This is a genomic window from Ruegeria sp. BHSC043, from assembly GCF_059612985.1.
On record NZ_JBXWRS010000001.1, the window covers coordinates 560,931 to 587,885 of the forward strand.

Sequence of the window (26,955 nt, forward strand, 5' to 3'; positions counted from 1 at the left end):
GTTCTGAAAACGGTAGGACGTAAGCCGGAAGCGACAATCTGCCCGTGATTGTCGCGACAACGAAGGGATGCGAATGCGCCGTATCGACTTACCGCCACTGTGGCTTGTGGGCTTTGCGGCACTGGCTTGGTTGCAGGGCCGCTATCTGTCGTTCGGCCTTTCGCTGGAAGGCTGGTTCACGGACCTGCTGAGCGGGCTGTTGATCGGTGCAGGCATCCTGCTGGCGGTTCTGGCAATCGTCGAATTCCGCCGCCACCGTACGACGGTCATTCCGCATGAAACACCCTCGGCGCTGGTGCAGTCGGGCATTTACAAGCGCAGCCGCAATCCGATCTATCTGGGCGATGTCCTGATCCTTGCCGGGTTGATCCTGCGCTTTGATGCCGTGTTGTCGATGGTGTTGGTTCCGGTCTTCGTCTGGGTGCTTGAACGGCGGTTCATCCTGCCCGAGGAAAACCGCCTTCGCCGCATCTTCCGTGCGGATTTCGCGCGCTACGAACGCAAAACCCGGCGCTGGATCTGAGATGCGCCGACCCGTGACACAACGTAATGAATGCTGCGCTTGCGAAATAATGTTGCGCGGGATACATGATTGCTTAACAGGAAATACCGATCAGCCGCTCGGACAGAGTGATAATTAGGGGGACTTGCCGGTGAAAATAGGCACGCCAAAGGAAATACTAAAGGGCGAGAACCGGGTCGCGATGACTCCGGAGTCGGCCGTTCAGTTGCAGAAACTGGGCTATGACTGCGCGATCGAGAAAGGGGCCGGCGCGGCCGCCGGGTTCTCGGACGAGGCTTACAAGGCCGTCGGGGTCGAAATCGTCAAGACCGCGGCTGCGCTGTGGAAAACGGCCGACATCATCGCCAAGGTGCGCGTGCCCACCGAAACCGAACTCAAGCGTCTGACCAAGGGCAAGACGCTGATCTCGTTCTTCAACCCGGCCGGGAACGAAGAAGGGATGGAACTGGCCAAGGAAAAGGGCGCGAACGTCATCGCGATGGAGATGGTGCCCCGCATCAGCCGCGCGCAGAAGATGGATGCGCTGTCGTCGATGGCCAACATCGCCGGCTATCGCGCCGTGATCGAGGCGGGCAACAATTTCGGCCGGTTCTTCACCGGTCAGGTCACCGCCGCGGGCAAGGTGCCGCCGGCCAAGGTTCTGGTCGTGGGCGCCGGCGTGGCCGGTCTGGCCGCGATCGGCACGGCCGTCAGCCTGGGTGCTGTGGTCTATGCGTTCGACGTGCGCCCCGAAGTGGCCGAACAGGTCGAATCCATGGGCGCCGAGTTCGTCTATCTGGATTTCCAGGACGATCAGGACGGCGCGGAAACCGGCGGCTATGCCAAGCCTTCCAGCCCCGAGTTCCGCGAGGCGCAGCTGGCCAAGTTCCGCGAGATGGCGCCCGAAATGGACATCGTCATCACCACGGCGCTGATCCCCAACCGCGAGGCGCCCGAGCTGTGGACCGAGGACATGGTTCAGTCGATGAAACGCGGCTCGGTCATCGTGGACCTCGCGGCCGAGAAGGGCGGCAACTGCAAGCTGACCGTTCCGGACGAAAAGATCGTCACCGACAATGGCGTCACCATCATCGGCTATACCGACTTCCCCAGCCGCATGGCGACGCAGGCCTCGATGCTGTACGCCACCAACATCCGGCACATGATGACCGATCTGACGCCCAACAAGGACGGGCAGATCGTTCACGACATGGAAGACGACGTGATCCGCGGAGCGACCGTGACCCATGAAGGGCAGATCACCTTCCCGCCGCCACCGCCCAAGGTGCAGGCCATCGCGGCCAAACCCAAGGCCGAGGTCAAGGAACTGACGCCTGAAGAAAAGCGCGCGCAAGAGATCGCGGCCTTCAAGTCGCAGACGAAACAGCAGGTGACGCTGCTGGGCGTGGGCGGTGCGCTGATGCTGTTGGTGGGGCTGGTGGCTCCGGCCAGCTTCATGCAGCACTTCATCGTTTTCGTGTTGTCGGTCTTCGTTGGCTTCCAGGTAATCTGGAACGTCAGCCACAGCCTGCACACGCCGTTGATGGCGATCACCAACGCGATTTCCTCGATCATCATCGTGGGAGCGTTGATGCAGATCGGGTCGGGGTCTTTCCTCGTCATTCTGCTGGCGGCGTTGTCGATCTTCATGGCCGGGATCAACATCTTCGGCGGTTTCCTCGTAACCCGGCGCATGCTCGCCATGTTCCAGAAATCTTAAGGAGGCCGGGCACATGGAATTTGGCTTCACCACCGCCGCCTATGTCGTTGCGGCTGTTCTGTTCATCCTTTCGCTCGGCGGTCTGTCGAACCAGGAAAGCGCCAAACGCGCGGTCTGGTACGGCATCGTCGGCATGGCGCTGGCGGTGTTCGCCACGCTGGTCGGCCCCGGATCGGGCCTTTGGCCACTGTCGCTCCTGCTGATCATCGGCGGCGGCCTGATCGGTCAATACGTGGCGCAGCGCGTCCAGATGACTGAGATGCCGCAGCTTGTGGCCGCCATGCACTCGCTGGTGGGTCTGGCGGCCGTATTCGTCGGCTACAATGCCCATTTCGAGATCAAGAACGTCGCCGAAGTCTTTGCGATCGTTGACGCGGCCAAGGATGCCGACCTGTCGGATCTGGGGGCCTTCGCGAAACTGATCGCCAAGAAAACCCCGGCCGAGCTGGCCATTCTGCATGTCGAGCTGTTCCTGGGCATCTTCATCGGTGCGATCACCTTTACCGGTTCGGTCGTGGCCTATGGAAAGCTGGCCGGCAAGGTCACCTCGGCGGCAACCAAGCTGCCGGGCGGGCATGTGCTGAACGCGGCGGCGGCCGGCCTCTCGTTGATCTGTCTGATCTGGTACACCGCTTCGGGTGGCTTCTTCCCGCTGTTCCTGATGACGCTGGCGGCGCTGTTCATCGGTTATCACCTGATCATGGGCATCGGCGGTGCCGACATGCCGGTGGTAGTGTCGATGCTGAACAGCTATTCGGGCTGGGCTGCGGCGGCTATCGGTTTCTCGCTGGGGAACGACCTGCTGATCGTGGTCGGCGCGCTGGTTGGCTCGTCGGGTGCGATCCTTTCCTACATCATGTGCAAGGCGATGAACCGCCATTTTGTCAGCGTGATCCTGGGCGGCTTCGGCGGCCCGCAGGGCGAACAGATGGCCGTGGAAGGCGAACAGGTGGCCATCGACGCCGAAGGTGTCGCCGCAGCACTGAACGATGCCGACAGCATCATCATCGTGCCGGGGTATGGCATGGCGGTGGCACAGGCGCAGCAGTCGGTTAGTGAACTGGTGCGCAAGCTGCGCGCCAAAGGCAAGAACGTGCGCTTTGCCATCCACCCCGTTGCGGGCCGCCTGCCGGGCCACATGAACGTGCTGCTGGCCGAGGCCAAGGTACCCTATGACATCGTGCTGGAGATGGATGAGATCAACGATGATTTCCCGGACACGGACGCTGTCATTGTCATCGGCTCGAACGACATCGTGAACCCGGCCGCGCAGGAAGACCCGAACTCGCCCATCGCGGGGATGCCGGTGCTCGAAGTGTGGAAGGCCAAGCAGGTGATCGTCTCGAAACGCGGGCAGGGCACCGGGTATTCGGGTATCGAAAACCCGCTGTTCTACAAGGAAAACACCCGCATGTTCTATGGCGACGCCAAGCAGTCGCTGGACAAGCTGCTGCCAATGATCGACTGATCCGCGGCCCATATCCTTGGAAAAGGCGCCCCTCGCGGGCGCCTTTTTCCGTTTCAGGGTATGATGCCACAGCAACCCCCAACGGCACGAGGTGTTCCATGCAGAAGGTAAACGGCATTGGCGGTGTGTTCTTTCGCGCCCGTGATCCGAAGGCTCTGTCGCAATGGTACGAGGCCCATCTGGGCGTCAACCACTATGACCCTGTCCCGTGGAAGCAGCGCGAAGGCTACACCGTTTTTGCCCCTTTCTCGGAAGATACGGACTATTTCGGTGATGCGGCGCAACAATGGATGATCAATTTCCGCGTCGACGATCTGGCGGCCATGGTCGACCAACTGCGCGCGGCTGGAATCGCGGTGGAGACCCGAGACGAATGGAACAGCGAGATCGGAACATTCGCCCGCTTGAACGACCCCGAGGGCAATCCGATCGAGCTCTGGCAGCCAAATCAATGAGATAGCTGGCTTGTATACCGCGGTATCCATGTAAGTACATGAAATAAAAAGAGAATTGATGAAATCAGCCGGTGTCGTATAGTGCCCGGAATACAAGGAGCCGTTCATGACGCCAATCGAGGATCATCCGCTGCGCTATACGTTGGCCAATGAATTGCACGCGCGGCCGTTCCCCGTTGCGCAGGCCCCGTGCACGGTTGTCTTCCTTGCGATCAAAAAACCGGTCGCCGCGGTGGCGCGCGACCGAGCCGAAGATATGGCCCACCTGATCGACCTGTTGGACCGCCATGCGGCGCAGCATCCGCAACCCGATGCCACCCACTATGCCGGCCAGATCGGGCGACATTGGTTGAAGTGGGAACACCACACGGAATTCGTGACCTACACGGCCATCACTCAGAATGTCAGCGAGCGCGCCTTCAACCCCGCCGATTTCGAGGTATTCCCCCCCGACTGGCTGCTGGCCAGTCCGGGGCAGCGTGTGACCTCGATCATGCTGCGGGTGGTGCCGCGCCCGGATGACGGGGCCACGCAAGCCGCGCTGGCGGACTGGTTCGAACCCGAAAGCTTGGCTGTGTCACAGGTGCTGGACGACTCGGCGATCTGCGCCAGCGATTTTCGCATCGACCCGGCGGGCCACATGCGGTTTGCCCTGTTCGTGTCCGAGGGCACCGGGCGTAGGCGCACCGGCCGGATCATCCAACGCCTGTGCGAGATCGAGACCTACAAGGCGATGTCCATGTTGGGCTTTGCCCGGGTCAAGGCCCTGATGCCCCAGATCGGCGAGTTGGACCGGCAACTGACCCAGCTGATGGGCGAGATGACCAAGGACAAGACCCATCCTGACGATCTGTTGCCGCAATTGCTGGCCACGTCGACCGAGCTCGAGACGCTGTCGGCGCGTTCGGCTTTTCGCTTTGCCGCGACGGGGGCCTATGAGGCCATCGTGCACCAGAGAATCGAGGCGCTGCGCGAGGATCGCTTTCACGGGCGTCAGACATTCGCCGATTTCATGATGCGCCGCTATGACCCGGCCATGCGCACGGTCAAGGCGACCGAACGGCGACTTCAGGCGCTTTCGGACCGGGCCATTCGCGCCGGTGACCTGCTGCGAACGCGCGTCGATGTCGAGCGCAGCGCGCAGAACCAGGCTTTGTTGGAGAGCATGGACCGCCGGGCGGATCTGGCCCTGCGTCTGCAGCACACGGTCGAGGGTCTTTCAGTGGTGGCCATCAGCTATTATGCCGTGTCACTGGTCAGTTACCTGCTGTATCCGTTGACCAAGGCGGGGATCAGCAAGGGGATGTTGACCGCAGGCGTGACGCTGCCTGTTGTGGCGCTTGTCTGGTTGGCCGTGCGCCGCATCCGCCGCAAGCTGGAATAGGGCGGCTTGCCAACCCGCACGGCGCCTGTATTGCTGCAAGGCAGGCAATTCACAGGTGGGGCAGGGCAAATGATCGGATTGGTTTCAGCCTGGCGGGCCGTGGCCGCCATGTTCATCCTGAACGGCGCCCTGTTCGGCATCTGGGCCTCGCGCATTCCGGCCGTCCGTGACCGTCTGGGGCTGAGCCACGAAGAGCTGGGCTATGGCCTGCTGTTCATGGCGGCTGGGGCGGTGTGTTCCTTTCCAGTCACCGGACGCCTGACCGACAGGTTCGGAGCGGTGACAGTGACGCGGGTGATCGCGGTTTTGTACACAGCATCACTGATCCTTCTTGCGGCCGCCGACAGCTTCGCCATGCTGGCTGCGTTCCTGTTCATCTTCGGGGCCTTACACGGCTCTATGGATGTGGCCATGAACGCCTGGGCCGCCGAGGTCGAGCAGGCCTACGCCAAACCGGTGATGTCCTCGTTCCACGCGATGTGGAGCCTCGGCGCCGGGTTGGGAGCGCTCAGCGGCTACGGCGCGGTTCAGCTGCAGCTTGCCGTGTTGCCACATTTCCTGCTGGCCGGCGGGGCAACCGTGGCGCTGGCGCTTGCCCTGTCCTGTGTCCGATGGACATCGCGGCGGGTGCAGTCCGACGGCAACGCGATCTTTGCCTTGCCCAGCGGAGTTCTGGTTCTGGTCGGGCTGACCGCGATGTGCGGCGCTTTGGGGGAAGGTGCGGTGGCCGATTGGAGCGCCATCTTTCTGCGGGATGTCACGGGTGTGGCTGAAAGCGTTGCGGCATTGGGCTATGCCGTCTTTTCGGTGTCCATGGTTGCAGTTCGGCTCCTGGGTGGGCTCGTGATAGCCCGGTTCGGCCCGGTGCCGGTGGCCCGGGTCAGCGGAGCCTGCGCGGCCTTGGGCGTGTTCCTGGTGGTATCGGCCGGGGGGGCGGTCGGGGCGCTGGCTGGATTCGCGATGATGGGCGTGGGCTATGCGGTGATCATGCCGCTGGCTTTCAGTCGGGCCGCGAATGACCCGCATGTCCCGCCGGGGCAGGCCATCGCCAGTGTCGCCACTTTGGGGTACGGAGGTCTGCTGATCGGTCCGCCGCTGATCGGGCTTCTGGCGGGGATCGTGTCACTGCGGCTGGCCTTTGGCGTCCTGCTGCCGCTGGCAGTTGTGATCGTTTTGTTGGCCGGCGCGCTTAGGCGCGCCGACTGACTTTTGTTCAGCGTCCGCGGATCCGCGGATCGAGCGCATCGCGCAAGCCGTCGCCCAGATAGTTCACGCTGAGAACGGTCAGCGAGATCGCCAGGCCGGGCCAGAACACACGCTCGGGGTATTGCTGCAGATAATCAACACCATCGAACAGCAGCCGGCCCCAGGTGGGGAAATCAGGCGGGAAGCCCAGCCCCAGGAAGGACAGCGCGCTTTCGGTGATGATCGCCGTGGCGATGCCCAGCGTGGCCGACACCATGATCGGAGACAGTACGTTCGGCAGGATGTGCCGGGTGATGATCTGCGTGTTGCTGGTGCCGATCGAGCGGGCGGCCAGAACGAATTCGCGTTCCTTGATCGCCAGAACGTCGCCGCGCACGATCCGCGCCGTAGGCATCCACGAGGTGATGCCGATGGCGCAGACGATCAGGATGAAGATCCCACGCTCGAGCCCGAACGCAGCGGACAGAGGCTCGCGGAACAGCAACATCATCACCAGCAGCAGCGGCAGCAGCGGCAGGGCCAGGAACAGGTCGGTCAGGCGCATCAGCGGCCCGTCTAACCGTTTGAAGAACCCGGCGACCACGCCGATGAACGACCCAAGAAACAGCGCCAGCAGCATCGCGGTGATGCCGACCGAGACCGAGGTCTGCCCCCCCGACATCATCCGGGCCAAGATGTCCCGGCCCAGCTGATCGGTACCGAACGGATGGGCCCAGCTGGGCCCCTGGTTGCGGGCACGGATGTCGATCTGGGTCGGGTCGATGGTCCACAGGAACGGGCCAAGATAGACGGCCGCGACGATGAAGATGAACAGCATCGCGCCGATCATGGCGCCCTTGTGGGTCTTGAACTGGTCCCACACATCGCGCCACTGGCTGCGGGGCGGGGCGGTGAATTCCTCGACCACGTCCGCGGCGGGCAGAGCGGTCGAAGCGGGCGCAAGCCCTTCGTCGGGGACAAAGCGATCCTTGTCAGTCATAGCGGATCCTCGGGTCCAGAATGCCATAGAGAACGTCGGCGATCAGGTTGAACAGGACGATCAGCACGGCAAAGATGAAGGTCAGGGTCTGCACCATCGGCAGGTCGTTGGCCTGGATGGCACCGATCAGCAGCTGTCCGATGCCGTTCACCTTGAATACCTGCTCGGTAATGATGGCGCCGCCGAAGATCGACGGAATCCCCAAGGCGATCACAGTGACCACCGGGATCATCGAGTTGCGCAGGACATGCACCATGACGACGGTGTACTCACTCAAGCCCTTGGCGCGGGCGGTACGGACGTAGTCCTGGTTCAAGTTGTCCAGCATCGAGGCGCGCATGAACCGGCTGAGCTGCGCGGTGATCTGCAGCGCCAGCACCATCACCGGCATGATCATCTGTTTAAGCTGAACGACGAAGCTGTCCCAGTCATTGACCACATGCGTCGTGTCATAGATCGACGGGAACCAGCCCAGCTGGACCGAAAAGATCACGATTACCAGCACTCCCGAGAAGAACGGCGGGACCGAGAAGCCGACCATCGACACGAAGGTGCCCATCTGGTCGAACCATGAATACTGGCGATAGGCCGAATAGATGCCGATGGGCAGCGCGATCAGGATGGCGACCACATAGGCGGTGCCGACAACCCACAGGGTCTGCGGGATGCGCTGAACGACGATGTCCATGACGGGCGAGCGGGTCTGCCACGAAATCACCCGCAGGTCACCTTCGGAAAAGGTAGTGCCAAAAATGTGATCGACCAGAACCTGAGGTTCAATCCAGAAGAACTGCACGATCCATTTCCAGAACCGGACATGCATCGGCTGGCCGAGGCCAAGCGCCTCGCGCATCTTCTCTTTGACTTCGGGCGGAACGGTCAGCGGAACCTGCGCCATCGGGTCGCCGGGGGCGAGTTCGAGCAGCAGGAAAATGACGAGACTGATGAACAACAGCGTCGGAACGGCCAGGATCAGTCGTCGAATGGTGAAGTTGAGCATTCAAAGGCGCCTTTGTGCATGCGTCTTTTCGTTGGGGTGGATGCAGGTAACCGCGCCCCGATAGACACCGGGGCGCGGCAGTGCAAGCCTGACGCTTAGGAACCGGTCTTGCGGTACCAGTCAGCGATGTTCCACAGCTCGCTGTCCCACACGTTCAGAACGACGCCACCCAGCGTGTTCGAATGTGCCGACAGGCGGCCACGGTGCACCAGCGGGATCATCGCGCCGCCCATTACGGCCATGTCGTTCAGCTTTTTCGCGATCTCGGCGCGGGCTTCCAGGCCGGCGGTCTGGGCCAGCTGGGCATGCAGCGCGTCATATTCCGGGTCGCACCAGCGCGAGATGTTCTCGCCCTGCCACTGAGTGTCCGGACGCGGAGCCTTGTCGCACAGCATGTTGCCCAGATACGACTGCGGATCTGTGCCGTTGAAGGTGTTGGCGTACATTTCAACGTCGGCATAGAACTTCTGGAACGTGTCGGGCGAGCCCGGATCACCACCGAAGAAGACCGAGGCGTTGATGTTGCGCAGTTCGGTTTCGATGCCGATCTGGCTCCACCATTCCTTGATCAGCGCCTGGAAGTCCTGACGGACGGCGTTGGTCGAGGTCTGGTATACAACTTTCAGCGGAACACCGTCTTTTTCGCGGATGCCGTCGCCGTTGGTATCGACGATCCCGGCATCATCCAGCAGCTTCTTCGCGCCTTCGATGTCCTGCTTGTCGCAGGTCATGGTGGTCGAGTTGAACGCGGCCGGAGCCGGCACCCAGTTGCAGGTAACTTTGCCTGCCTGGCCATAACCGATCTCAACCAGCAGCGGACGATCGATTGCCAGCGACATGGCGTTGTACACCGCCGGGTCGGTCAGGAACGGGTGCGGGTGCTTGGCCGTCGAACGTTCGCCTTCCGGCAGTTCGGGGGACGGGTTGGTCTGGTTCAGCATGATGCGCTCGACCAGCGGGCCAAAGCCTGCCACCGGAGTGCCCTTGCCGCCTTCTTGCATTTGCGCGATCACTTCGGGCGCCAGCTGCAGGTTCCAGGCATAGTCGAACTCGCCGGTTTCCATCACGGCGCGTCCGGCCGCGGTTGCATCGCCGCCGCCCTTGAACGTCACTGTCGCAAAGGCAGGCTTGTTCGGATCACGATAGTTGTCGTTGGCTTTGAAGGTGATCACGTCGTTCGGCTTGAACTCGGTGACGACAAACGGGCCGGTGCCGATCGGATTGAAGTTCTGTTCGGTGCATTCCGGCGCCTTGGCGCCCATGCAGTTTTCGAACTGGGCCTTCTGGATGATCGGGCTTTCCCCGCCAACGAACGGGCCATAGGGGAAGGGGGTCGGCTTGTCGAAGGTGACCTTGACGGTCAGATCGTCGAGCGCCTCGACGCTGGTGACGCCTTCGAACTTGGTCACCTGCGCACATCCGCCCTCAGGGTCCATGCAGTAGTCGGCGGTAAACTTGACGTCCGCCGCGGTGAAGGGCGAGCCGTCCGACCAGGTGATGCCGGGCGCGATCTTCCAGGTGATCGAGGTCAGATCCTCGCTAACACCGCCGTTTTCGACTGTGGGGATTTCGGCCGCCAGGTAGGGCACCATGTTGCCGTCCTGGTCATAGCGGGCCAGCGGTTCGATCACCAGCGAGGCCGCCTCGACATCCTTGGTGCCACCCGACAGGAACGGGTTCAGGATCGAGGGCGCCTGCCAATAGATGATGCTGACATTGCCGTCCGATCCGCGCTCGGCCATGGCCATCGGGGCCATCGCCGTGCTTGCAATCGCACCGAGCAAAAGGGCTTTGATTTTCATCATACACTCCATGTTGGACACATTCGTGTCTCGATTATTCCGCAAGGCCTGCGGACTTGGCGTTGCCGCGCGTGGGGCAAGCTGCTGTAACGAAAAGAAAAAAGGTTTCGCTTATTGCGGCCTGCACAGGTTTTCCGGCGCGGTTACGCGGGGTATCGAAACAGAGTTTTGGAAAATTGCAAGCCTTGCCGCAGCGAAATCGGGCAATGGGTTTGACTTTTCCCACTTCGCCGCCTTAGCGTTTGGCACTCAAATCGAACAAGCCCTCAAGGAGAGCGCGCGCGTGCTGGACCAGCCTATTGCCGATATCAGAAAACTTCGCGTCGAGTTTCAGACCAAGGATGGACCGGTCGTCGGGGTCGAGGATGTCTCGTTCGAGGTCCATCCGGGCGAAACCGTCTGCATCGTGGGCGAATCGGGGTCGGGCAAATCGGTGTCGTCGCTGTCGCTGATGCGGCTGGTGGAATTCGGCGGCGGCAAGATCGCGGGGGGCGAACTGCTGTTCGACCGACGCGACGGGCACAAGCTGGATCTGGCCAAGTCCGATCAGGACCTGATGAAGCAGATTCGTGGCAACGAGATCGGGATGATCTTCCAGGAACCGATGACCGCTTTGAACCCGGTCTTCACCGTGGGCCGACAGCTGACCGAGGGCCTGCGGATCCACAAAAACATGTCCAAGGCACAGGCCGAGGCGCGCGCGCTTGAGCTACTCAAGCAGGTCCGCATCCCCGAGCCCGAGCGGCGCCTCAAACAGTACCCGCACGAATTGTCAGGCGGGATGCGACAGCGGGTGGTGATCGCCATGGCGATGGCGTGCGAGCCGCGCCTGCTGATCGCCGACGAGCCGACTACGGCGCTGGACGTGACCATTCAGGCCGAGATCTTGGCCCTGATGGACCGGCTCAAGCGCGAAACCGGCACGGCGGTCATGTTCATCACCCATGACATGGCCGTGGTCGCCCAGATGGCCGACCGCGTCGTGGTCATGTATCGCGGCAACAAGGTCGAAGAGGGCACCGTCACCGAGATTTTCGAAAACCCCCGACACGACTACACCAAGGCCTTGCTGGCCGCGGTGCCCAAGCTGGGCGAGATGCGCGGCAAATCCGCGCCGGAACCGATGAAGCTGCTGGGAGTCGAGGGCCAGAACATCGCTCCGATTCCCGGAACCGAGGACGTGCTGCTGACGGTCCGCAACCTGACCACGCGCTTCCCCGTCAAGGGCGGGCTGCTGCGCCGCACGATCTCGAACGTGCACGCGGTCGAGGATGTATCGTTCACTCTGAACCGGGGTCAGACGCTGAGTCTGGTCGGTGAATCCGGCTGCGGAAAGTCCTCGGCGGGGCGGTCGATCCTGCGGTTGGTCGAGCCGCTGTCGGGCGAGGTGGACCTCGATGGCGTCGACATCATGAAACTGGACCAGAAGGGCCTGCGCAAGGCCCGGCTGGACATGCAGATGATCTTTCAGGACCCGTTCGCCTCGTTGAACCCGCAGATGCAGCTGGTCGATCAGGTCGCCGAGCCGATGCGCAATTATGGCGTGGCCTCGGGGTCGGAATTGCAGGACCGTGTGGCGCAGCTGTTCGACAAGGTGCACCTGCCGCGCAGCTTCATGCGCCGGTACCCGCACGAGATGTCGGGCGGCCAGCGCCAGCGTATCGCCATCGCGCGCGCCCTTGCGCTGAACCCCAAGCTGATCATCGCCGACGAGGCCGTTTCTGCACTAGACGTATCGGTGCAGGCGCAGGTGCTGAACTTGATGATGGAACTGCAGTCCGAACTGGGGCTCAGCTATCTGTTCATCAGCCACGACATGGCCGTGGTTGAACGCGTCAGCCACCATGTCGGGGTGATGTATCTGGGCCGGATCGTCGAACTGGGCCCGCGGGCGCGGGTGTTCGAGAACCCTCAGCATCCCTATACCCAGGCGCTGATGAAGGCGGTGCCGATCGCGGACCCGAACCAGCGAAAATCGGAAAAAGACCTGAATTTCAAACCGATCCCGTCGCCCATTCATCCGATCGACTATCAGCCTGCGCCGTCTGAGTACCGTGAGGTCGAGCCGGGGCATTTCATTCTGACCACCGACAGCGGGTATTGATCCCGATGGCGCGGCGCCTGACACCGCTCGAGATCATGACGCGGCTGATTGCGTTCCCGACGGTCAGCCGCGACAGCAACCTGCCTCTGATCGACTGGGTCGGGGACTATCTGGCAAGTCATGGCATCGAAGCCCACCGCTGGCCCGATCCCGACCAGCCGCACAAGGCGGCTCTGTTTGCCCATGTCGGGCCTTGGGACGAAGGTGCCGTCGTTCTGTCAGGTCATACCGACGTGGTGCCGGTGGACGGGCAGGCCTGGGAAAGCGATCCCTTCACGGTCACCGAGCGCGAAGGCAAGTATTTCGGGCGCGGCACCTGCGACATGAAAGGGTTCGACGCGCTGGCGATCTGGGCATTGGTCGAGGCGCATTACGCGGGCGTGGCTCGCCCGCTGCAACTGGCGTTGAGCTTTGACGAAGAGGTCGGCTGTACCGGCGCTCCGCCGATGATCGCGGCGATGCAGAAGGTTCTACCCAAGGGCTCGGCGGTGATCGTGGGGGAACCGTCGATGATGCAGGCGGTGACCGGGCACAAAGGCAGCTATGGCTATGACACGCATGTGGTGGGCTACGAGGTCCACAGCTCGCGCCTGCACGAAGGGGTGAATGCCATCATGCAGGCGGCCCCCTTGATCGACTGGGCCAATCAGCAGAATGCAAAGAACATGGCCGCGCAACCCGGCGCGCTGGCGGCGGTGTTCGACCCCCCTTGGACGACGTGCCATGTGGGCATGATCCGGGGTGGGACGGCGCATAACATCACGGCCAAGGATTGCTGGTTCATGATGGATTTCCGCGTGGTGCCCGGCGAAAGTGCCGCCGCATGGCGCGACGCCTATTTTGCGCAGGTGCGCGCGGTCGAGGCGCGGATGCAGCAGGTCCGCCCCGAGACGCGGATCGACGTGACGCCCAGCTTTGCCGTTCCCGCGCTGGTCCCCGAACCCGAGGGCGAGGCCGAGGCTCTGGTCCGCTCGCTGACCGGCGACAACGCGACCCATGTCGTCAGCTATGGCACCGAGGCGGGGCAGTTCCAGGAGGCCGGCTATTCGGCCGTGATCTGCGGGCCGGGCGACATCGCCCAGGCGCACAAGCCCGACGAATTCATAACCGTTGCCCAGTTCAATGCCGGGCACCAATTCATGCAGCGGTTGGTTCAGAAACTGGCCGCCTGATTTTTTTCCCAGCCCAAGGCTTTAGGCTTGGATGCTGGTAGTGGAGGAAACGTGCATGCCCGTCAGAAACCGTTTTGCCGAATTGCATCCCGAAATCACCGCGTGGCGGCGTGACATTCACCAGAACCCAGAGATCTTGTACGACACCCACCGCACCAGCGCGCTGGTTGCGGAAAAGCTGCAGGAATTCGGCTGCGACGAGGTGGTGACGGGGATTGGCCGCACCGGCGTGGTCGGCGTGATCAAAGGCAAGGTCGACACCAAGGGCCGGGTGATCGGCCTGCGGGCCGACATGGACGCGCTGCCCATGCAGGAGCAGACCGGGCTCGACTATGCCTCGCAAACACCGGGGGCTATGCATGCCTGCGGCCATGACGGACATACGGCAATGGTTCTAGGGGCCGCGAAATATCTGGCCGAGACGCGCAATTTTGACGGCACGGCGGTGGTGATCTTTCAACCGGCCGAAGAAGGCGGGAACGGCGCCGAAGCGATGTGTCGGGACGGGCTGATGGACCGTTTTGGCATCCAAGAGGTCTATGCCATGCACAACGTGCCGGGCCTGCCCACGGGGCAATTCGCCATCCGCTCGGGGCCGTTGCTGGCGGCGGCGGACGAGTTCGACATCCATCTGGAAGGGCGCGGCGGGCATGCGGCCAAGCCGCACGAAACGGTGGACACCACCGTCATGCTGTCGCACCTTGTGGTGGCGCTGCAGACCATCGTGGCGCGCAACGCCGATCCGACTCTGCAGGCGGTGCTGTCAGTCACCTCGGTCGAGACATCTTCGACCGCGTTCAACGTGATCCCGCAATCGGCGCGCGTGCGTGGCACGGTGCGTACCCATTCCAATGAGATGCGCGACCTGATCGAGCGCCGCCTGACCGAGGTGACGCAGAGCGTCGCGGCCGCGATGGGCGGAACTGCGCAGGTAACCTATACCCGTGGCGTGCCGGTGACGATCAACGCCGAAGTGCCCACACAGCACGCCGAGGCAGCAGCCATCGCCGTGGGCGGCAGCTGCCTCGAGGCACCGATGGTAATGGGCGGCGAGGATTTCTCGTTCATGTTGCAGGAACGGCCGGGTGCGTTCATAGTTCTGGGCAATGGTGACAGCGCCGGGCTGCATCACCCTGAATACGATTTCAATGACGAAATCATTCCGATTGGATGCTCATGGTTTGCCGAAATGGTCGAAAGCCGGATGCCGGCGGCCTGAGGCTTTGAAGGAGAGAGAAGACGAAAATGCCAGTCAAGAACCGATTTGCCGAATTGCAGGACGAAATCACCGCATGGCGACGAGATCTGCACGAAAACCCCGAAATCCTGTTCGAAACACACCGCACCAGCGCGGTGGTGGCGGAAAAGCTGAAGGAATTCGGCTGCGACGAAGTGGTCACGGGGATTGGCCGCACCGGGGTGGTCGGCGTGATCAAAGGCAAGGCCGACACCAAGGGCCGGGTGATCGGCCTGCGGGCCGACATGGACGCGCTGCCGATCCACGAGGCGACGGGCCTCGACTATGCTTCGAAAACACCGGGGGCAATGCATGCCTGCGGCCATGACGGACATACCGCCATGCTGCTCGGCGCGGCGAAATACCTGGCCGAGACCCGCAACTTCGATGGCACCGTGGTGGTGATCTTCCAGCCCGCCGAAGAGGGCGGAGGTGGCGGCCGCGAGATGTGCGAGGACGGCCTGATGGACCGCTGGAACATCCAGGAGGTTTACGGGATGCACAATTGGCCGGGCAAGCCGGTCGGCAGCTTTTCGATCCGGCCGGGGGCTTTCTTTGCGGCGACCGACCAGTTCGACATCACTTTCGAGGGGCGGGGCGGGCACGCAGCCAAGCCGCACGAGACGGTGGACACGACCGTAATGGCGGCGCAGGCCGTTCTGGCGTTGCAGACCATCGCGTCGCGCAATGCCGATCCGATCGATCAGGTCGTCGTCTCGGTCACCTCGTTCGAGACCTCGTCCAAGGCGTTCAACGTGATCCCGCAGAAGGTGCAGATCAAGGGCACCGTACGCACCATGAGCAGCGAAATGCGCGACCTGGCCGAAAAGCGGATCAAGGAAATCTGCGCGGGCGTCGCGGCCACGTTCGGCGGCACTGCCGACGTGACCTACATGCGCGGCTATCCCGTCATGGTGAACAGTGACGAACAGACCGATTTTGCGGCCCAAGTGGCCAAGTCGGTCTCGGGCGATTGCGAGGTCGCACCGTTGGTCATGGGCGGCGAGGATTTTGCCTACATGCTGGAAGAGCGCCCCGGAGCCTATATCCTGGTCGGCAATGGCGATACGGCGATGGTTCACCACCCGGAATACAATTTCAACGACGAGGCGATCCCTGCCGGGTGCAGTTGGTGGGCCGAGATCGTCGAACAGCGGATGCCCGCAGCCTGATTCCGTAGCGGGGGCGCAGGCCCCCGCTGCCGTTTGCGGTCAGGGGCCTGCGTCCTCCAGGCCCAGTTTGTCGCATAGCGTATCAACAACCGCGCTCAGCGCCGATTTCTGGGTATTCACGCAGGACTGCGCCGCCGTTTGCGCTGCTGCCAGCGCCGATCTGTCCGACAGCCAAAGCGCGACTGCCCCGCTCAGGTCCGAGGCCGAGAACACTTCGACCGCGCCACCGCTGTCCACCAGCGGGGCAAATGTCTCGGCGAAATTGTAGTAACCCCGTCCGGTGATCACCGCGGCCCCGGCCTGTGCGGGTTCGAACGGGTTGTGGCCGCCAATCTCTTTCAGCGACCCGCCCAGAAAAACGATCGGGCACAATGCGTACCACGTTCCGGTTTCGCCCAGCGTATCGGCCACATAGACCTGTGTGTCGCGGGTGATCGGCTGCCCGGCGCTGCGCAGAGCATGGCTTTGACCCGCCGCATCAACAAGGGCGCAGACCTCGCCCCGCCGTTCAGGGTGACGGGGGATCAGCAGCAGCAGCAGGTCGGGCCAGCGGTTCAGCAATTCGGCATGGGCGGCCAGAACGGTCTCTTCCTCGCCTGCATGGGTCGAGCTGGCGATCCAGACCGGCCGCGCGCCGATCTGGGCGCGGATCTGCGTCAGCATGTCTTGATCCACCGGCAGCGGATCGGACATGGCCTTGAGGTTGGTTCCGGGTTGCACCCGATCGACGGGCGCCCCCATGGCGATCAGGTTTGCGGCCGTGCGGTCGTTTTGCGTCAGGAACAGGCGGAACTGGCTCAGGACATAGCGGGCGGTGTCGGGGCGCTTCTTCCACCCGGCCACCGATTTCTCGGACAGGCGTGCGTTCAGCAGGGCCAGGGGCGTCCCGCGCCGGGCGGTCTCGACGATCAGTCGTGGCCAGATCTCGCTTTCGACAAAGACGCCGGCATCGGGCCGCCAGTGATCCAGAAACCGCGCCACCGGGCCGGCGCTGTCCAGCGGGGGGTATTGGTGGCGGGTGCGCGGCGGCAGACGTTTTTCCACCAGCGAAGCCGAGGTCGGGGTGCCAGAGGTGATCAGGAACTGCGCATCGTCGATCCGTTCGCTCATGCGCTTGATCAGGCTCAGAACCGACAGGCTCTCACCCACGCTGGCCGCATGAAACCAGATCAGCCGACCGTCGGGGCGGGGCTGGCTCGCATGGCCCAGCCGCTCGCGCTGACGGATTTCAGAAACACCCGCCGACTGCAGCTTGGCGCGAACGGTGCGCCAGGCCAGCGGCATTGCGAGGGATGTCAGCGCGCAGTACACGCGGTACAGCGCCGTGGGTCGCCCCGACAAGTCTGACATGTCAGCCGCCCGTGTGGCTCATGTGACGGCTCATCTGGCCATCGATCTTTTGGCGGGAATAGTCGAAATCATGGCCCTTGGGCTTGAGGGTGATCGCCGCCCGGATCGCCTGTTCCAACGGCTCTTCGCTGTCGGGGTGGTCGCGCAGGGGCGCGCGCAGGTCGGCCATGTCCTCTTGCCCCAGGCACATGTACAACTCGCCCGTACAGGTCAGGCGTACCCGGTTGCAGCTTTCGCAGAAATTATGGCTAAGCGGTGTGATGAAGCCGATCTTCTGCCCGGTTTCCTCCAACCGGACATAGCGCGCCGGGCCGCCCGTGCGCTCGGCCAGATCGGTAACAGTATAGTGGTTTTCGTACTCGGCCCGCACGTCTTTCAACGACCAGTATTGATCCAGCCGATCCTCGTTGCCGATGTCACCCATGGGCATGACCTCGATCCAAGTCAGGTCCATGTCGCGCTCGGCGCACCATCGTGTGATCTTGGGCAGTTCTTCCTCGTTGAACCCTTTCAGGGCCACCGCGTTGATCTTCACGCGCAACCCCGCCTTCTGCGCGGCATCGATTCCGCCCAAGACCTGTTTCAGCCGCCCCCAGCGGGTGATCTGGGCGAACTTGTCTTCGTCCAGCGTGTCGAGCGAGACATTCACCCGCCGCACCCCGGCGGCATACAGGTCGTCGGCGAACCGTGCCAGTTGCGAGCCATTGGTGGTCAGTGTCAGCTCTTTCAGCGCGCCGCTGTCCAGATGCCGGGTCATCGAGTCGAAGAAACTCATGATCCCACGGCGCACAAGCGGTTCGCCCCCGGTTATCCGCAGTTTTTCCACGCCCAGCCGGATGAAGGTCGAGCACATCCGGTCCAGTTCTTCCAGCGTCAGCAGCTCTTTCTTGGGCAGAAAGGTCATGTTTTCCGACATGCAATAGACACAGCGGAAATCGCAGCGGTCCGTGACGGAGACGCGGAGATAGGTGATTGCGCGGGCAAACGGATCGATCAGCGGAGCAGTCATGCTCAATAGGTAAAGCGGGCAACGCGATACGGCAAGTCGCAACTGCGCTCGAGGGGTGGAACACGGGCGCGGGCAGGGGTAGGTTGGTTGCATGCGATACCTGTTTATCCTCCTTCCTGCGTTTCTGACCGGCTGCGATGCGGTGCGGCAGACCTTGGACCGGTCGCCAGAAACGCCGACCGTTAAACCGGATGCGGTGGTCACGGAAACCGAGGTCGTCGCGGCACAGCCCGTTGCGGCGGCGCAACCCGGTTGGAGCGGTGCGAAACGCACGATCGCGGGGCTAGGCGATCCGAACAAACCGGGGCGCTGGCTGGAAACGCCATTGGTGCAGGCCGAGCGGAATGGCAGGGTCGTGGTGACGAAGACCGGGGCGCAGGCCTATGTGACGCTGGTTCCCGCGTCGGGCCCCGAGGGCGGCGGCGGGCGGCTCTCGCTCGAGGCGATGCGCGCTCTGCTGGTACCGTTTGACGAGCTGGTCGAGCTGGACGTCTATTCCGATTGACTTTTCAGGTACTTGCTGGCCTCTTTGCGGGCAAAGGGCTTCATCGCGTCACCGTGCGCGGCCAGAAAGGCCCGGACCCGGTCGGGGTCATGTTTCGACAGGTCGCGCAGCCACCAGGCCACCGCCTTCTGGATGAACCAGTCGCGATCGGGGACATAGCCGGCGGCCCAACTCAGAATACGGTCGCGGCGCTGCAGATCTTCGGGCTTGGGGTGGTTCTGCTTGGTCCAGGGCAGGGTGGCGACCAGTGCCGCGCGTCGGGTCCACATGTGATCCGAGTTGGTCCAGCTTTCGACCTGATCCAGCCGCGAAGGGTCAGCCCACAGGCGCTTTTGCATGGCCATGCTGGCATGATCGGCGACCGCCCAGGCGTCGAAATCGGGCAGCCAGATTTGCAGCAGGTCCCAAACCGCCTGATCGGGGCGGATGCGCGCCTGCGTCAGCAGCTTGGCGGCGGCCAGCCGCGCCTCGTGGATGTTGGTCTGCCACAGCTGATCGGCCAGCGCGACACGGGCGTCTACGTCCATCTGCTGCCGCCAGCTTTTGGTCAGATCATTCAGCACAGGGTTCGGTACGCCAAGATAGGGGCGATCGACCTTGTGATAGGCCGCCATCTGGGTGGCCCGGTCCGGGTCGGCATGCGCCTTGATCTGGTCCAGAGGGCTTTCCGGCATGACGGCTTACTCGACCGTGACGGATTTCGCCAGGTTACGCGGCTGGTCCACATCGGTGCCCTTGGCGACGGCCGTGTGATAGGCCAGCAGCTGCGCGGGCACCGAATACAGGATCGGCGCGACCGAGGCGTGGGCATGCGGCATACGGATCGTGCTCCAGACCCCGTCTTTGGCATCGGCGATCCCGTCGTCGTCCGAGACCAGAATGACCTTGCCCTTGCGCGCCATGACCTCTTGCATGTTCGACACGGTCTTGTCGAACACCGCATCGCGCGGGGCCATCACCACCACCGGCATGTGCTTGTCGATCAGGGCGATGGGGCCATGCTTCAGCTCGCCCGAGGCATAGCCTTCGGCGTGGATATAGCTGATTTCCTTGAGTTTCAGCGCGCCTTCGAGGGCCAGCGGGTACATCAGGCCGCGTCCCAGGAACAGAACGTCGCGCGCCTCGGACAGGCGCTGCGCGGATTTCCGGATCGCCTCCTCCTGGTCCAGCGCGGCGTTCAGCAGCGTCGGCAGGCCGCGCAGCGCGGCGGCGTGATCGGCCAGCGCATCGTCGTCCAGCGTGCCCCGGTCGGCCGCGGCCTTGAGCGCCAGCATCAGCAGAACGCTCAGCTGGCAGGTGAAGGCCTTGGTCGAGGCAACGCCAATCTCGACCCCGGCATGGATGGGCAGCGCCACGTCGCTTTCCCGCGCGATCGAGCTTTCGGGGACATTGACCACCGACACGATCTTGTCGGCCTTGCCCTCGCAATAGCGCAGCGCGGCCAGGGTGTCGGCGGTTTCGCCCGACTGGCTGACGAACAGCGCCAGCGTGCGGTCGGTGATCGGCGGTTCGCGATAGCGGAACTCGCTGGCGATATCGACCTCGACCGGCATCCGGGCCAGTTGCTCGAACCAGTATTTGGCGGTCAGGCAGGCATAGAAGGCCGTGCCGCAGGCCACCATGGTCAGGCGGTCCAGCTTGGAGAAATCAAGATCCGCATCCGGCAGAACCACCCGGTCGCTGCCGGTGGGCAGGTACGAGCGGATCGCCTCGGCCACCACCACCGGCTGTTCGGCGATTTCCTTGGCCATGAAATGCTTGTGTCCGCCCTTGTCGGTTCGGGTCTGATCCAGCTGGATCTTGCGGATCTCGCGATTTGCGATTTCGCCCGCCTCGTTGCGGATCTCGATCGAATTGCGGGTGACCACGGCGCGGTCGCCTTCCTCCAGATAGGTGATCCGGTCGGTCAGCGGCGCCAGCGCGATGGCGTCCGAGCCGACGAACATCTCGCCATCTCCGTGCCCGATGGCCAGCGGCGAGCCCTTGCGGGCGGCGACGATCAGGTCATCCTCGCCGTCGAACAGGAAGGCCAGCGCGAAGGCGCCTTGCAGCCGGTCGATGGTCTTGAAGGCGGCCTCGACCGGGCCCAGCCCCGATTTCATGTAGAATTCGGTCATCAACGCGACGGTTTCTGTGTCGGTCTCGGTCTGGAAATCGATTCCGTTCTCGGCCAGTTCGGCCCGCAGCTCGCGATAGTTTTCGACAATGCCGTTGTGGACCACGGCAACCGGTCCGGCCTGATGCGGGTGCGCGTTGCTGACCGAGGGTGCGCCATGGGTCGCCCACCGCGTGTGCCCGATGCCCGACTTGCCAGGCAGGGGGTCATGCACCAGCAGGTCGCTGAGATTGACCAGCTTGCCCACCGCGCGCCGACGGCCCAGCTTGCCGCCGTTTATGGTTGCGATGCCCGCACTGTCATAGCCGCGGTATTCCAGCCGTTTCAGTGCTTCGACCAGAATGGGCGCCGCTTCGTGCTTGCCCAATACGCCAACAATTCCACACATTTACTCAGGCTCCCTTGTCCCGGCGTGCCTTTTTCGCCTTCAGCATCTCGAACAGCTTGCGGGCATAGCCCGGCTTGTTTTCCTGTTTGGCGCGACCCACCGCCAGGGCGTCGGGTTCGACGTCGCGGGTCACGATGGTGCCGGTGGCCGTCATCGCGCCGCTGCCCACGGTGACCGGGGCCACCAGCATAGTGTTCGAACCGACAAAGACGTTCTCGCCGATCACCGTGCGGTGCTTCATCACGCCGTCATAGTTGCAGGTGATGGTGCCCGCGCCGATATTCGTGCCCGCGCCCACCGACGCATCGCCGATATAGCTGAGGTGATTGACCTTTGCGCCCTCGGCGATCTCGGTATTCTTGATCTCGACGAAATTGCCGATACGCGTGTTCTCGGCCAGTTCCGCCCCAGGGCGCAGCCGGGCGTAGGGGCCGACCACGGCGCCGCGGCTGACATGGCAGCCTTCCAGGTGCGAAAACGCCCGGATCGTCGCGCCGCTTTCGACGGTGACACCGGGGCCGAAGACCACGTTTGGTTCGATCACCGTGTCGCGACCGATCACCGTGTCGGCGGCCAGATAGACCGTCTCGGGGGCCATCAGGGTGACGCCCAGATCCAGCAACTCCGCCCGGGCGCGGGCCTGGAACACGGCGTCGGCGGCGGCCAGATCAGCGCGCGAGTTCACGCCCAGCGTCTGCGCCTCGTCGCACGAAACGGCGGTGACCTTCAGGCCGCGGTCGCGCGCGATCTCGACCACGTCGGTCAGATAGTATTCGCCCGAGGCGTTGTCGTTTCCGACCGCGTCGATCAGGTCGAACAGGGTGCCCGCGTCACAGGCCAGAAGGCCTGAGTTGCAGAAGGTTATGGCGCGTTCTTCATCTGAAGCATCCTTGAACTCGACGATCCGCTCCAGGGCGTCGCCGTTCATCACCAAACGGCCGTACCGGGCCGGGTCGGCGGCCTCGAAGCCAAGGATCACCAGATCGTTGTCAGCCCGCGCGGCGATCATGCGCTCCAGCGTGTCGGGCTGCAGAAACGGGGTGTCACCGTACAGAACGACCACGTCGCCGATGAACCCGTCCAGCGCCTCGCGCGCTTGGGCGACGGCATGGGCGGTGCCCAACTGTTGGTCCTGCACGACGATGCGCGCGTCTTCATCCTCGGCCTGCGCGACCTTGGCCACCGCCTGCGAGCCGTGGCCGGTGACGATGACCGTGCGTTCGGGTGCCAGGACCGAACCGGCGCGCATGGCGTGCACCAGCATCGGGACCTGGGCGATCGGGTGCAAAACCTTTGGGATGTCCGAATTCATCCGGGTGCCTTTTCCGGCGGCAAGGATGACAAGGGCAGTGCTCATGAATGCGTTTTCTCTTTTGTTTTGTCGAGGTCCGTTTTATCCGCTGGGGGCAGGGGCGCAAGCCGTTCGGCCATCAAACAAGATTGCCGTTTGCAACACGACATGGCGGAAAGCTGCCGAGCAAGGAGACAAAATGCGCACGGTCATCTTCGATCTGGACGGGACTTTGGCCGATACGTCGGGCGATCTGCTGGCGGCGGCGAACCATTGTTTCCGGCAGATGGGGCATGGTGATGTGCTGGTGCACGGGCAGGATGCTGCGGTGGCTTTGCGCGGCGGGCGGATGATGCTGACCCACGGGCTGAAACGCGTGGGCGCCTATAACGAAGAGACCGTGAACGCCTATTACCCGGTCCTGCTCGAGGCCTATGGACAGGCTATCGACACCCACACCACCTTCTATCCCGGCGCGCTGCAGGCGGTCGAAGCGCTGAAAGCCGCCGGATACGGTGTCGGCATCTGCACCAACAAGCCCGAGGCGCTGGCCGAGCTGCTGATGACGCGGCTGGGCGCGCGGGCGCTGTTCGGCTCGCTGGTGGGGGCGGATACGCTGCCGGTGCGCAAGCCCGACCCCGCGCCGCTGCGTGAAGCCGCGCGCCGGGCCGGGGGACATCCCGACCACTGCATCCTGGTGGGCGACTCGGATACCGACAGGAACACGGCCCGTGCCGCCGGGGTGCCGTCGATCCTTGTGACCTTCGGCCCGTCAGGCGATGACATGGCCGCGCTGCAGCCCGAGGCGCTGCTGCACCATTTCGACGATCTGCCCGCAATCGTTGCCGAGCTTGTGGGCGCGGCGGCCTGATCTCTTGACCCGCGCTGCGACTGGCCCCACAAACGACGCCATGACCGAGCGATTTTCTGGCAGTTTCACCCAGCAGGAGCCAATCCCCGACGCGGCGATCGAGGCGGCGCTGGCCGTTCTGCGCCACGGACGGCTGCACCGCTACAACGTGGCCCCCGGAGAGGTGAGCGAAACCGCCCTTCTGGAACAGGAATTTGCCGTGCAGATGGGGGCGAAATACTGTCTGGCCGTGTCGTCGGGCGGCTATGCGCTGGCTACGGCCCTGCGTGCCGTGGGTGTCCAGCCGGGGGACGCGGTTCTGACCAACGCCTTCACGCTGGCCCCTGTGCCGGGGGCGATTGCTTCGGTCAATGCGCGCCCGGTTTTTGTGGGCGTGACCGAGGGGCTGACCATCGATCTGGACGATCTGGCGGCCAAGCTGGACCGCGCCAAGGTTTTGATGCTCAGCCACATGCGCGGGCACCTGTGTGACATGGACCGGTTGATGCAGATGTGCGACGCAGCCGGGGTGACGGTGATCGAAGATTGCGCCCACACGATGGGCGCCGCCTGGCGTGGGCAGTTGTCCGGCCGGCAGGGAGCGATCGGCTGCTATTCCTGCCAGACCTACAAACATGTGAACTCGGGCGAGGGTGGTCTGTTGATCACCGATGACGAGATGCTGGCGGCCAAGGCCACGATGCTGTCGGGCTCGTACATGCTGTATGAACGCCACCTTGCGGCGCCGGCTCCCGAGGTTTTCGAGCGGATCAAGTACACCACGCCAAACGTGTCGGGGCGGATGGACAATCTACGCGCGGCGATCCTGCGCCCCCAGTTGCGCAATCTGGACCAGCAGGTACGGCGCTGGAACGAACGCTATGCCGAGATCGAAGCGGGCCTGCGCGGCACGCCCGGCCTGACCATCGTCGAGCGGCCTGCGGAGGAAAGATATGTAGGCTCGTCGTTCCAGTTCCTTCTGCTGGATTGGGCGTCTGAGCAGATCGCCGAGGTTTTGAGGCGCTGCGCCGATCGCGGGGTCGAGTTGAAGTGGTTCGGCGGGGCCGAGCCAACCGGGTTCACTTCGCGCTATGACAGCTGGCGTTATGCCGAGTCGGAACGGATGCCCGAGACCGACCGAATTTTGCGCGGGATCATCGACATGCGCGTTCCGCTCACCTTCTCGCTGGACGATTGCCGCCTGATTGCCGGCATCATCCGCGCCGAGGTCGGCGCCGTTTTCCAGCAATAATTCAATCGAGTGCGCCTTGCGGCGCACGCCCGAACCCTGCAAAAGCCGCCCGAGGGGCGGCTTTTTCATTTGGGTCACGCGATGATTGACCGCGAGGGGAAAGGTCTGTATCAGTTTATTGAACACCTGTTCATTAACGCGAGAGAGGAGAGCGCGGATGTTCACGGCGACAATGCAATTCGATCTGGGTGAAGATGTGAACGCGCTGCGCGAGATGGTGCACCGCTGGGCGCAGGAGCGGGTCAAGCCGATGGCGGCCGAGATCGACAAGACCAACGCCTTTCCCAACGAACTGTGGAAGGAAATGGGTGACTTGGGGCTGCTGGGCATCACCGTGCCCGAGGAATACGGCGGGGCGGGCATGTCTTACTTGGCCCATGTCGTGGCTGTCGAGGAGATCGCGCGGGCCTCGGCCTCGGTTTCGTTGTCCTACGGGGCGCATTCCAACCTGTGCGTCAACCAGATCAAGCTGAATGGCAACGAAGAGCAGAAGAAGAAATACCTGCCGCGCTTGGTTTCGGGCGACCATGTGGGCGCGCTGGCCATGTCCGAGGCCGGTGCCGGGTCGGACGTGGTCTCGATGAAGCTGCGCGCCGAAAAGCGCAATGACCATTACCGCCTGAACGGCAACAAATACTGGATCACGAATGGCCCGGATGCCGATACGCTGGTCGTCTATGCCAAGACCGACCCGGAGGCCGGGTCCAAGGGCATCACGGCCTTCCTCATCGAGAAAGAGATGAAAGGGTTCTCGACCTCGCCCCATTTCGACAAGCTGGGGATGCGCGGGTCGAACACGGCCGAGCTGATCTTTGAAGATGTCGAGGTGCCGTTCGAGAACGTTTTGGGCGAAGAGGGCAAGGGCGTTGCCGTGCTGATGTCAGGCCTCGACTATGAACGGGTGGTTCTGGCCGGGATCGGTACCGGAATCATGGCAGCCTGTCTGGACGAGATCATGCCTTATATGGCCGAGCGCAAGCAGTTCGGCAAACCGATCGGAACCTTCCAGCTGATGCAGGGCAAGATCGCCGACATGTACACCGCGATGAACTCGGCGCGGGCCTATATCTACGAGGTGGCCAAGGCCTGTGATCGGGGCGACGTGACCCGGCAGGATGCGGCGGCGTGCTGCCTCTATGCGTCCGAGCAGGCGATGGTTCAGGCCCATCAGGCGGTGCAGGCGATGGGTGGGGCCGGATTCCTGTCGGATGCGGCGGTCAGCCGGATCTTCCGCGATGCAAAGCTGATGGAGATCGGCGCGGGCACCAGCGAAATCCGCCGGATGCTGATCGGCCGCGAGTTGATGAACGAGATGCTATGAAGAAAAACGCCTCGCCGACGAGGTCACGGCGAGGCGTATCCGATCGAAGGATCAGAAGCGATGGACGTAGGACACGCCAACCAGCCACGGATCGACCTCGGCCTTGCCGATGTTCGCGCCGTTCAGCGTGACGTCCGAGTCGATGTCGAACCAGCGGACGTTCAGGCGAACCGCGCCCTTGTCCGTGACCATGTAGTCCAGACCGGCTTGCAGCGACACGCCGAACGAGTCGTCGACCTTGAGATCGCCCAGCGGCGATTCCTCGTCGAAGAAGATGGTGTAGTTCAGACCGGCACCGACATAGGGCTTCCAGGCACTGTTGGTCGGGAAGTGATAGTTCAGCGACAGGGTGGGCGGCAGGTGCTTGACGCTGCCGGCATCGACGCTTCCGCCCAGCGTGACGTCATGCTTGAACGGGGTTGCGGCCAGCAACTCGATGCCCAAGTTGTCGCGGATGAAATACTCGGCGGTGAAGATCGGGCGGGTGTCCGAGTCGATGTCGGTGCTAAATCCGGCCAGCGTACCGTTGTCGGATTTCGGGTCCAGGTACCCGATGCCGATACCCAAGGTCCAGTCGCCCTCCGACTGGGCGAAGGCGGGGGCCGACAGGGCGGCGACGGCGGTGGAAAGCGCGAGGATGGCGAGTTTCTTGGTCATTTTCATGCCTTTGGG

At 63.2% G+C, this 26,955-nt stretch carries 23 protein-coding genes; 14 read left to right on the forward strand and 9 right to left on the reverse strand.

Features of this window, described 5'->3' with window-relative positions:
* The first annotated feature begins 73 nt into the window (after positions 1–73).
* The 6 genes from AC2FMM_RS02760 to AC2FMM_RS02785 all read left to right on the forward strand — a co-directional run bounded on the left by AC2FMM_RS02760 (position 74) and on the right by AC2FMM_RS02785 (position 6,735).
* Positions 74–523, forward strand: a complete 450-nt coding sequence (locus AC2FMM_RS02760; protein WP_496686059.1) for a methyltransferase family protein — start codon at positions 74–76, stop codon at positions 521–523.
* A gap of 130 nt (positions 524–653) precedes the next feature.
* Complete coding sequence (locus tag AC2FMM_RS02765) at positions 654–2,222, forward strand: Re/Si-specific NAD(P)(+) transhydrogenase subunit alpha (RefSeq protein ID WP_496795734.1); 1,569 nt, start codon at positions 654–656, stop codon at positions 2,220–2,222.
* A gap of 13 nt (positions 2,223–2,235) precedes the next feature.
* The gene (locus tag AC2FMM_RS02770) at positions 2,236–3,690 is read left to right on the forward strand and encodes an NAD(P)(+) transhydrogenase (Re/Si-specific) subunit beta (protein ID WP_496795735.1); all 1,455 of its coding nucleotides are present in this window, start codon (positions 2,236–2,238) and stop codon (positions 3,688–3,690) included.
* Positions 3,691–3,788: 98 nt separating this feature from the next.
* A complete protein-coding gene (locus tag AC2FMM_RS02775) occupies positions 3,789–4,145 on the forward strand; it encodes a VOC family protein (protein WP_496795736.1) in 357 nt (118 codons plus the stop codon).
* A gap of 106 nt (positions 4,146–4,251) precedes the next feature.
* On the forward strand, positions 4,252–5,529 hold the full coding sequence (locus tag AC2FMM_RS02780; RefSeq protein WP_496795737.1) for a DUF3422 family protein: 1,278 nt from the start codon (positions 4,252–4,254) through the stop codon (positions 5,527–5,529).
* A 69-nt stretch (positions 5,530–5,598) separates the two neighbouring features.
* Entirely contained in the window at positions 5,599–6,735 is a 1,137-nt protein-coding gene (locus AC2FMM_RS02785) for an MFS transporter (RefSeq protein WP_496795738.1), read from the forward strand.
* Between the two features lie 7 nt (positions 6,736–6,742).
* On the opposite strand, the gene AC2FMM_RS02790 is transcribed toward AC2FMM_RS02785, so the two are convergent.
* From AC2FMM_RS02790 to AC2FMM_RS02800, 3 genes are all read right to left on the reverse strand, one after another.
* The gene (locus tag AC2FMM_RS02790; protein WP_496678899.1) at positions 6,743–7,714 is read right to left on the reverse strand and encodes an ABC transporter permease; all 972 of its coding nucleotides are present in this window, start codon (positions 7,712–7,714) and stop codon (positions 6,743–6,745) included.
* On the reverse strand, positions 7,707–8,714 hold the full coding sequence (locus AC2FMM_RS02795) for an ABC transporter permease (protein WP_496678900.1): 1,008 nt from the start codon (positions 8,712–8,714) through the stop codon (positions 7,707–7,709). The genes AC2FMM_RS02790 and AC2FMM_RS02795 overlap by 8 nt, the downstream gene beginning before the upstream one ends.
* Positions 8,715–8,809: 95 nt before the next feature.
* The gene (locus AC2FMM_RS02800; RefSeq protein WP_496686066.1) at positions 8,810–10,516 is read right to left on the reverse strand and encodes a peptide ABC transporter substrate-binding protein; all 1,707 of its coding nucleotides are present in this window, start codon (positions 10,514–10,516) and stop codon (positions 8,810–8,812) included.
* A gap of 283 nt (positions 10,517–10,799) precedes the next feature.
* On the opposite strand from AC2FMM_RS02800, the gene AC2FMM_RS02805 reads away from it, so the two are divergent.
* Genes AC2FMM_RS02805 through AC2FMM_RS02820 form a run of 4 tightly spaced genes read left to right on the forward strand, consistent with a single transcriptional unit; the run spans position 10,800 to position 16,201 of the window.
* A complete protein-coding gene (locus AC2FMM_RS02805; RefSeq protein WP_496795739.1) occupies positions 10,800–12,620 on the forward strand; it encodes an ABC transporter ATP-binding protein in 1,821 nt (606 codons plus the stop codon).
* A gap of 5 nt (positions 12,621–12,625) precedes the next feature.
* A complete protein-coding gene (gene argE / locus AC2FMM_RS02810; RefSeq protein WP_496795740.1) occupies positions 12,626–13,792 on the forward strand; it encodes an acetylornithine deacetylase in 1,167 nt (388 codons plus the stop codon).
* Positions 13,793–13,847: 55 nt separating this feature from the next.
* Positions 13,848–15,011 (forward strand): M20 aminoacylase family protein, encoded by a 1,164-nt coding sequence (locus AC2FMM_RS02815; protein ID WP_496795741.1) that lies wholly within the window; start codon positions 13,848–13,850, stop codon positions 15,009–15,011.
* A 26-nt stretch (positions 15,012–15,037) separates the two neighbouring features.
* Positions 15,038–16,201, forward strand: a complete 1,164-nt coding sequence (locus tag AC2FMM_RS02820) for a M20 aminoacylase family protein (RefSeq protein WP_496686073.1) — start codon at positions 15,038–15,040, stop codon at positions 16,199–16,201.
* Positions 16,202–16,240: 39 nt separating this feature from the next.
* Here AC2FMM_RS02820 and AC2FMM_RS02825 read toward each other — a convergent pair whose 3' ends face one another.
* Positions 16,241–17,551: a 3-deoxy-D-manno-octulosonic acid transferase gene (locus tag AC2FMM_RS02825; protein ID WP_496795742.1), complete on the reverse strand. Its 1,311-nt coding sequence runs from the start codon at positions 17,549–17,551 to the stop codon at positions 16,241–16,243.
* Between the two features lies 1 nt (position 17,552).
* Positions 17,553–18,560: a GTP 3',8-cyclase MoaA gene (moaA, locus tag AC2FMM_RS02830; protein ID WP_496686078.1), complete on the reverse strand. Its 1,008-nt coding sequence runs from the start codon at positions 18,558–18,560 to the stop codon at positions 17,553–17,555.
* A gap of 91 nt (positions 18,561–18,651) precedes the next feature.
* Between moaA and AC2FMM_RS02835 the strand changes: the two genes are divergently transcribed.
* On the forward strand, positions 18,652–19,065 hold the full coding sequence (locus tag AC2FMM_RS02835) for a hypothetical protein (RefSeq protein ID WP_496712978.1): 414 nt from the start codon (positions 18,652–18,654) through the stop codon (positions 19,063–19,065).
* Here the strand turns inward: AC2FMM_RS02835 and AC2FMM_RS02840 are convergent.
* The 3 genes from AC2FMM_RS02840 to glmU are packed head-to-tail and all read right to left on the reverse strand — an operon-like array spanning position 19,053 to position 22,926.
* Entirely contained in the window at positions 19,053–19,739 is a 687-nt protein-coding gene (locus AC2FMM_RS02840; RefSeq protein WP_496795743.1) for a DNA alkylation repair protein, read from the reverse strand. The two genes, AC2FMM_RS02835 and AC2FMM_RS02840, sit on opposite strands and share 13 nt — an antisense overlap.
* A gap of 6 nt (positions 19,740–19,745) precedes the next feature.
* On the reverse strand, positions 19,746–21,569 hold the full coding sequence (gene glmS / locus AC2FMM_RS02845) for a glutamine--fructose-6-phosphate transaminase (isomerizing) (RefSeq protein ID WP_496678917.1): 1,824 nt from the start codon (positions 21,567–21,569) through the stop codon (positions 19,746–19,748).
* A gap of 4 nt (positions 21,570–21,573) precedes the next feature.
* Complete coding sequence (gene glmU, locus AC2FMM_RS02850) at positions 21,574–22,926, reverse strand: bifunctional UDP-N-acetylglucosamine diphosphorylase/glucosamine-1-phosphate N-acetyltransferase GlmU (RefSeq protein WP_496795744.1); 1,353 nt, start codon at positions 22,924–22,926, stop codon at positions 21,574–21,576.
* Between the two features lie 133 nt (positions 22,927–23,059).
* Here glmU and AC2FMM_RS02855 point away from each other — a divergent pair, with 133 nt between their 5' ends.
* From AC2FMM_RS02855 to AC2FMM_RS02865, 3 genes are all read left to right on the forward strand, one after another.
* Positions 23,060–23,731 carry an HAD-IA family hydrolase gene (locus tag AC2FMM_RS02855; protein WP_496712982.1) on the forward strand — a complete coding sequence of 224 codons (672 nt, stop codon included), beginning with the start codon at positions 23,060–23,062 and terminating at the stop codon, positions 23,729–23,731.
* Between the two features lie 40 nt (positions 23,732–23,771).
* The gene (locus AC2FMM_RS02860; protein WP_496795745.1) at positions 23,772–24,962 is read left to right on the forward strand and encodes a DegT/DnrJ/EryC1/StrS family aminotransferase; all 1,191 of its coding nucleotides are present in this window, start codon (positions 23,772–23,774) and stop codon (positions 24,960–24,962) included.
* Positions 24,963–25,119: 157 nt separating this feature from the next.
* A complete protein-coding gene (locus AC2FMM_RS02865) occupies positions 25,120–26,283 on the forward strand; it encodes an isovaleryl-CoA dehydrogenase (RefSeq protein ID WP_496795746.1) in 1,164 nt (387 codons plus the stop codon).
* 51 nt (positions 26,284–26,334) lie between these two features.
* Here the strand turns inward: AC2FMM_RS02865 and AC2FMM_RS02870 are convergent, their stop codons facing one another.
* Positions 26,335–26,940: an OmpW/AlkL family protein gene (locus AC2FMM_RS02870; protein WP_496740896.1), complete on the reverse strand. Its 606-nt coding sequence runs from the start codon at positions 26,938–26,940 to the stop codon at positions 26,335–26,337.
* Positions 26,941–26,955 lie beyond the last annotated feature (15 nt).

Coding starts and splice junctions, on each gene's coding strand:
- AC2FMM_RS02760 (WP_496686059.1), top strand. CDS start 74: ATGCGCCGTATCGACTTACCGCCACTGTGGCTTGTGGGCTTTGCGGCA.
- AC2FMM_RS02770 (WP_496795735.1), top strand. CDS start 2,236: ATGGAATTTGGCTTCACCACCGCCGCCTATGTCGTTGCGGCTGTTCTG.
- AC2FMM_RS02775 (WP_496795736.1), top strand. CDS start 3,789: ATGCAGAAGGTAAACGGCATTGGCGGTGTGTTCTTTCGCGCCCGTGAT.
- AC2FMM_RS02780 (WP_496795737.1), top strand. CDS start 4,252: ATGACGCCAATCGAGGATCATCCGCTGCGCTATACGTTGGCCAATGAA.
- AC2FMM_RS02785 (WP_496795738.1), top strand. CDS start 5,599: ATGATCGGATTGGTTTCAGCCTGGCGGGCCGTGGCCGCCATGTTCATC.
- AC2FMM_RS02790 (WP_496678899.1), bottom strand. CDS start 7,714: ATGACTGACAAGGATCGCTTTGTCCCCGACGAAGGGCTTGCGCCCGCT.
- AC2FMM_RS02795 (WP_496678900.1), bottom strand. CDS start 8,714: ATGCTCAACTTCACCATTCGACGACTGATCCTGGCCGTTCCGACGCTG.
- AC2FMM_RS02800 (WP_496686066.1), bottom strand. CDS start 10,516: ATGAAAATCAAAGCCCTTTTGCTCGGTGCGATTGCAAGCACGGCGATG.
- argE (WP_496795740.1), top strand. CDS start 12,626: ATGGCGCGGCGCCTGACACCGCTCGAGATCATGACGCGGCTGATTGCG.
- AC2FMM_RS02815 (WP_496795741.1), top strand. CDS start 13,848: ATGCCCGTCAGAAACCGTTTTGCCGAATTGCATCCCGAAATCACCGCG.
- AC2FMM_RS02820 (WP_496686073.1), top strand. CDS start 15,038: ATGCCAGTCAAGAACCGATTTGCCGAATTGCAGGACGAAATCACCGCA.
- AC2FMM_RS02825 (WP_496795742.1), bottom strand. CDS start 17,551: ATGTCAGACTTGTCGGGGCGACCCACGGCGCTGTACCGCGTGTACTGC.
- moaA (WP_496686078.1), bottom strand. CDS start 18,560: ATGACTGCTCCGCTGATCGATCCGTTTGCCCGCGCAATCACCTATCTC.
- AC2FMM_RS02835 (WP_496712978.1), top strand. CDS start 18,652: ATGCGATACCTGTTTATCCTCCTTCCTGCGTTTCTGACCGGCTGCGAT.
- AC2FMM_RS02840 (WP_496795743.1), bottom strand. CDS start 19,739: ATGCCGGAAAGCCCTCTGGACCAGATCAAGGCGCATGCCGACCCGGAC.
- glmS (WP_496678917.1), bottom strand. CDS start 21,569: ATGTGTGGAATTGTTGGCGTATTGGGCAAGCACGAAGCGGCGCCCATT.
- glmU (WP_496795744.1), bottom strand. CDS start 22,926: ATGAGCACTGCCCTTGTCATCCTTGCCGCCGGAAAAGGCACCCGGATG.
- AC2FMM_RS02855 (WP_496712982.1), top strand. CDS start 23,060: ATGCGCACGGTCATCTTCGATCTGGACGGGACTTTGGCCGATACGTCG.
- AC2FMM_RS02860 (WP_496795745.1), top strand. CDS start 23,772: ATGACCGAGCGATTTTCTGGCAGTTTCACCCAGCAGGAGCCAATCCCC.
- AC2FMM_RS02865 (WP_496795746.1), top strand. CDS start 25,120: ATGTTCACGGCGACAATGCAATTCGATCTGGGTGAAGATGTGAACGCG.
- AC2FMM_RS02870 (WP_496740896.1), bottom strand. CDS start 26,940: ATGACCAAGAAACTCGCCATCCTCGCGCTTTCCACCGCCGTCGCCGCC.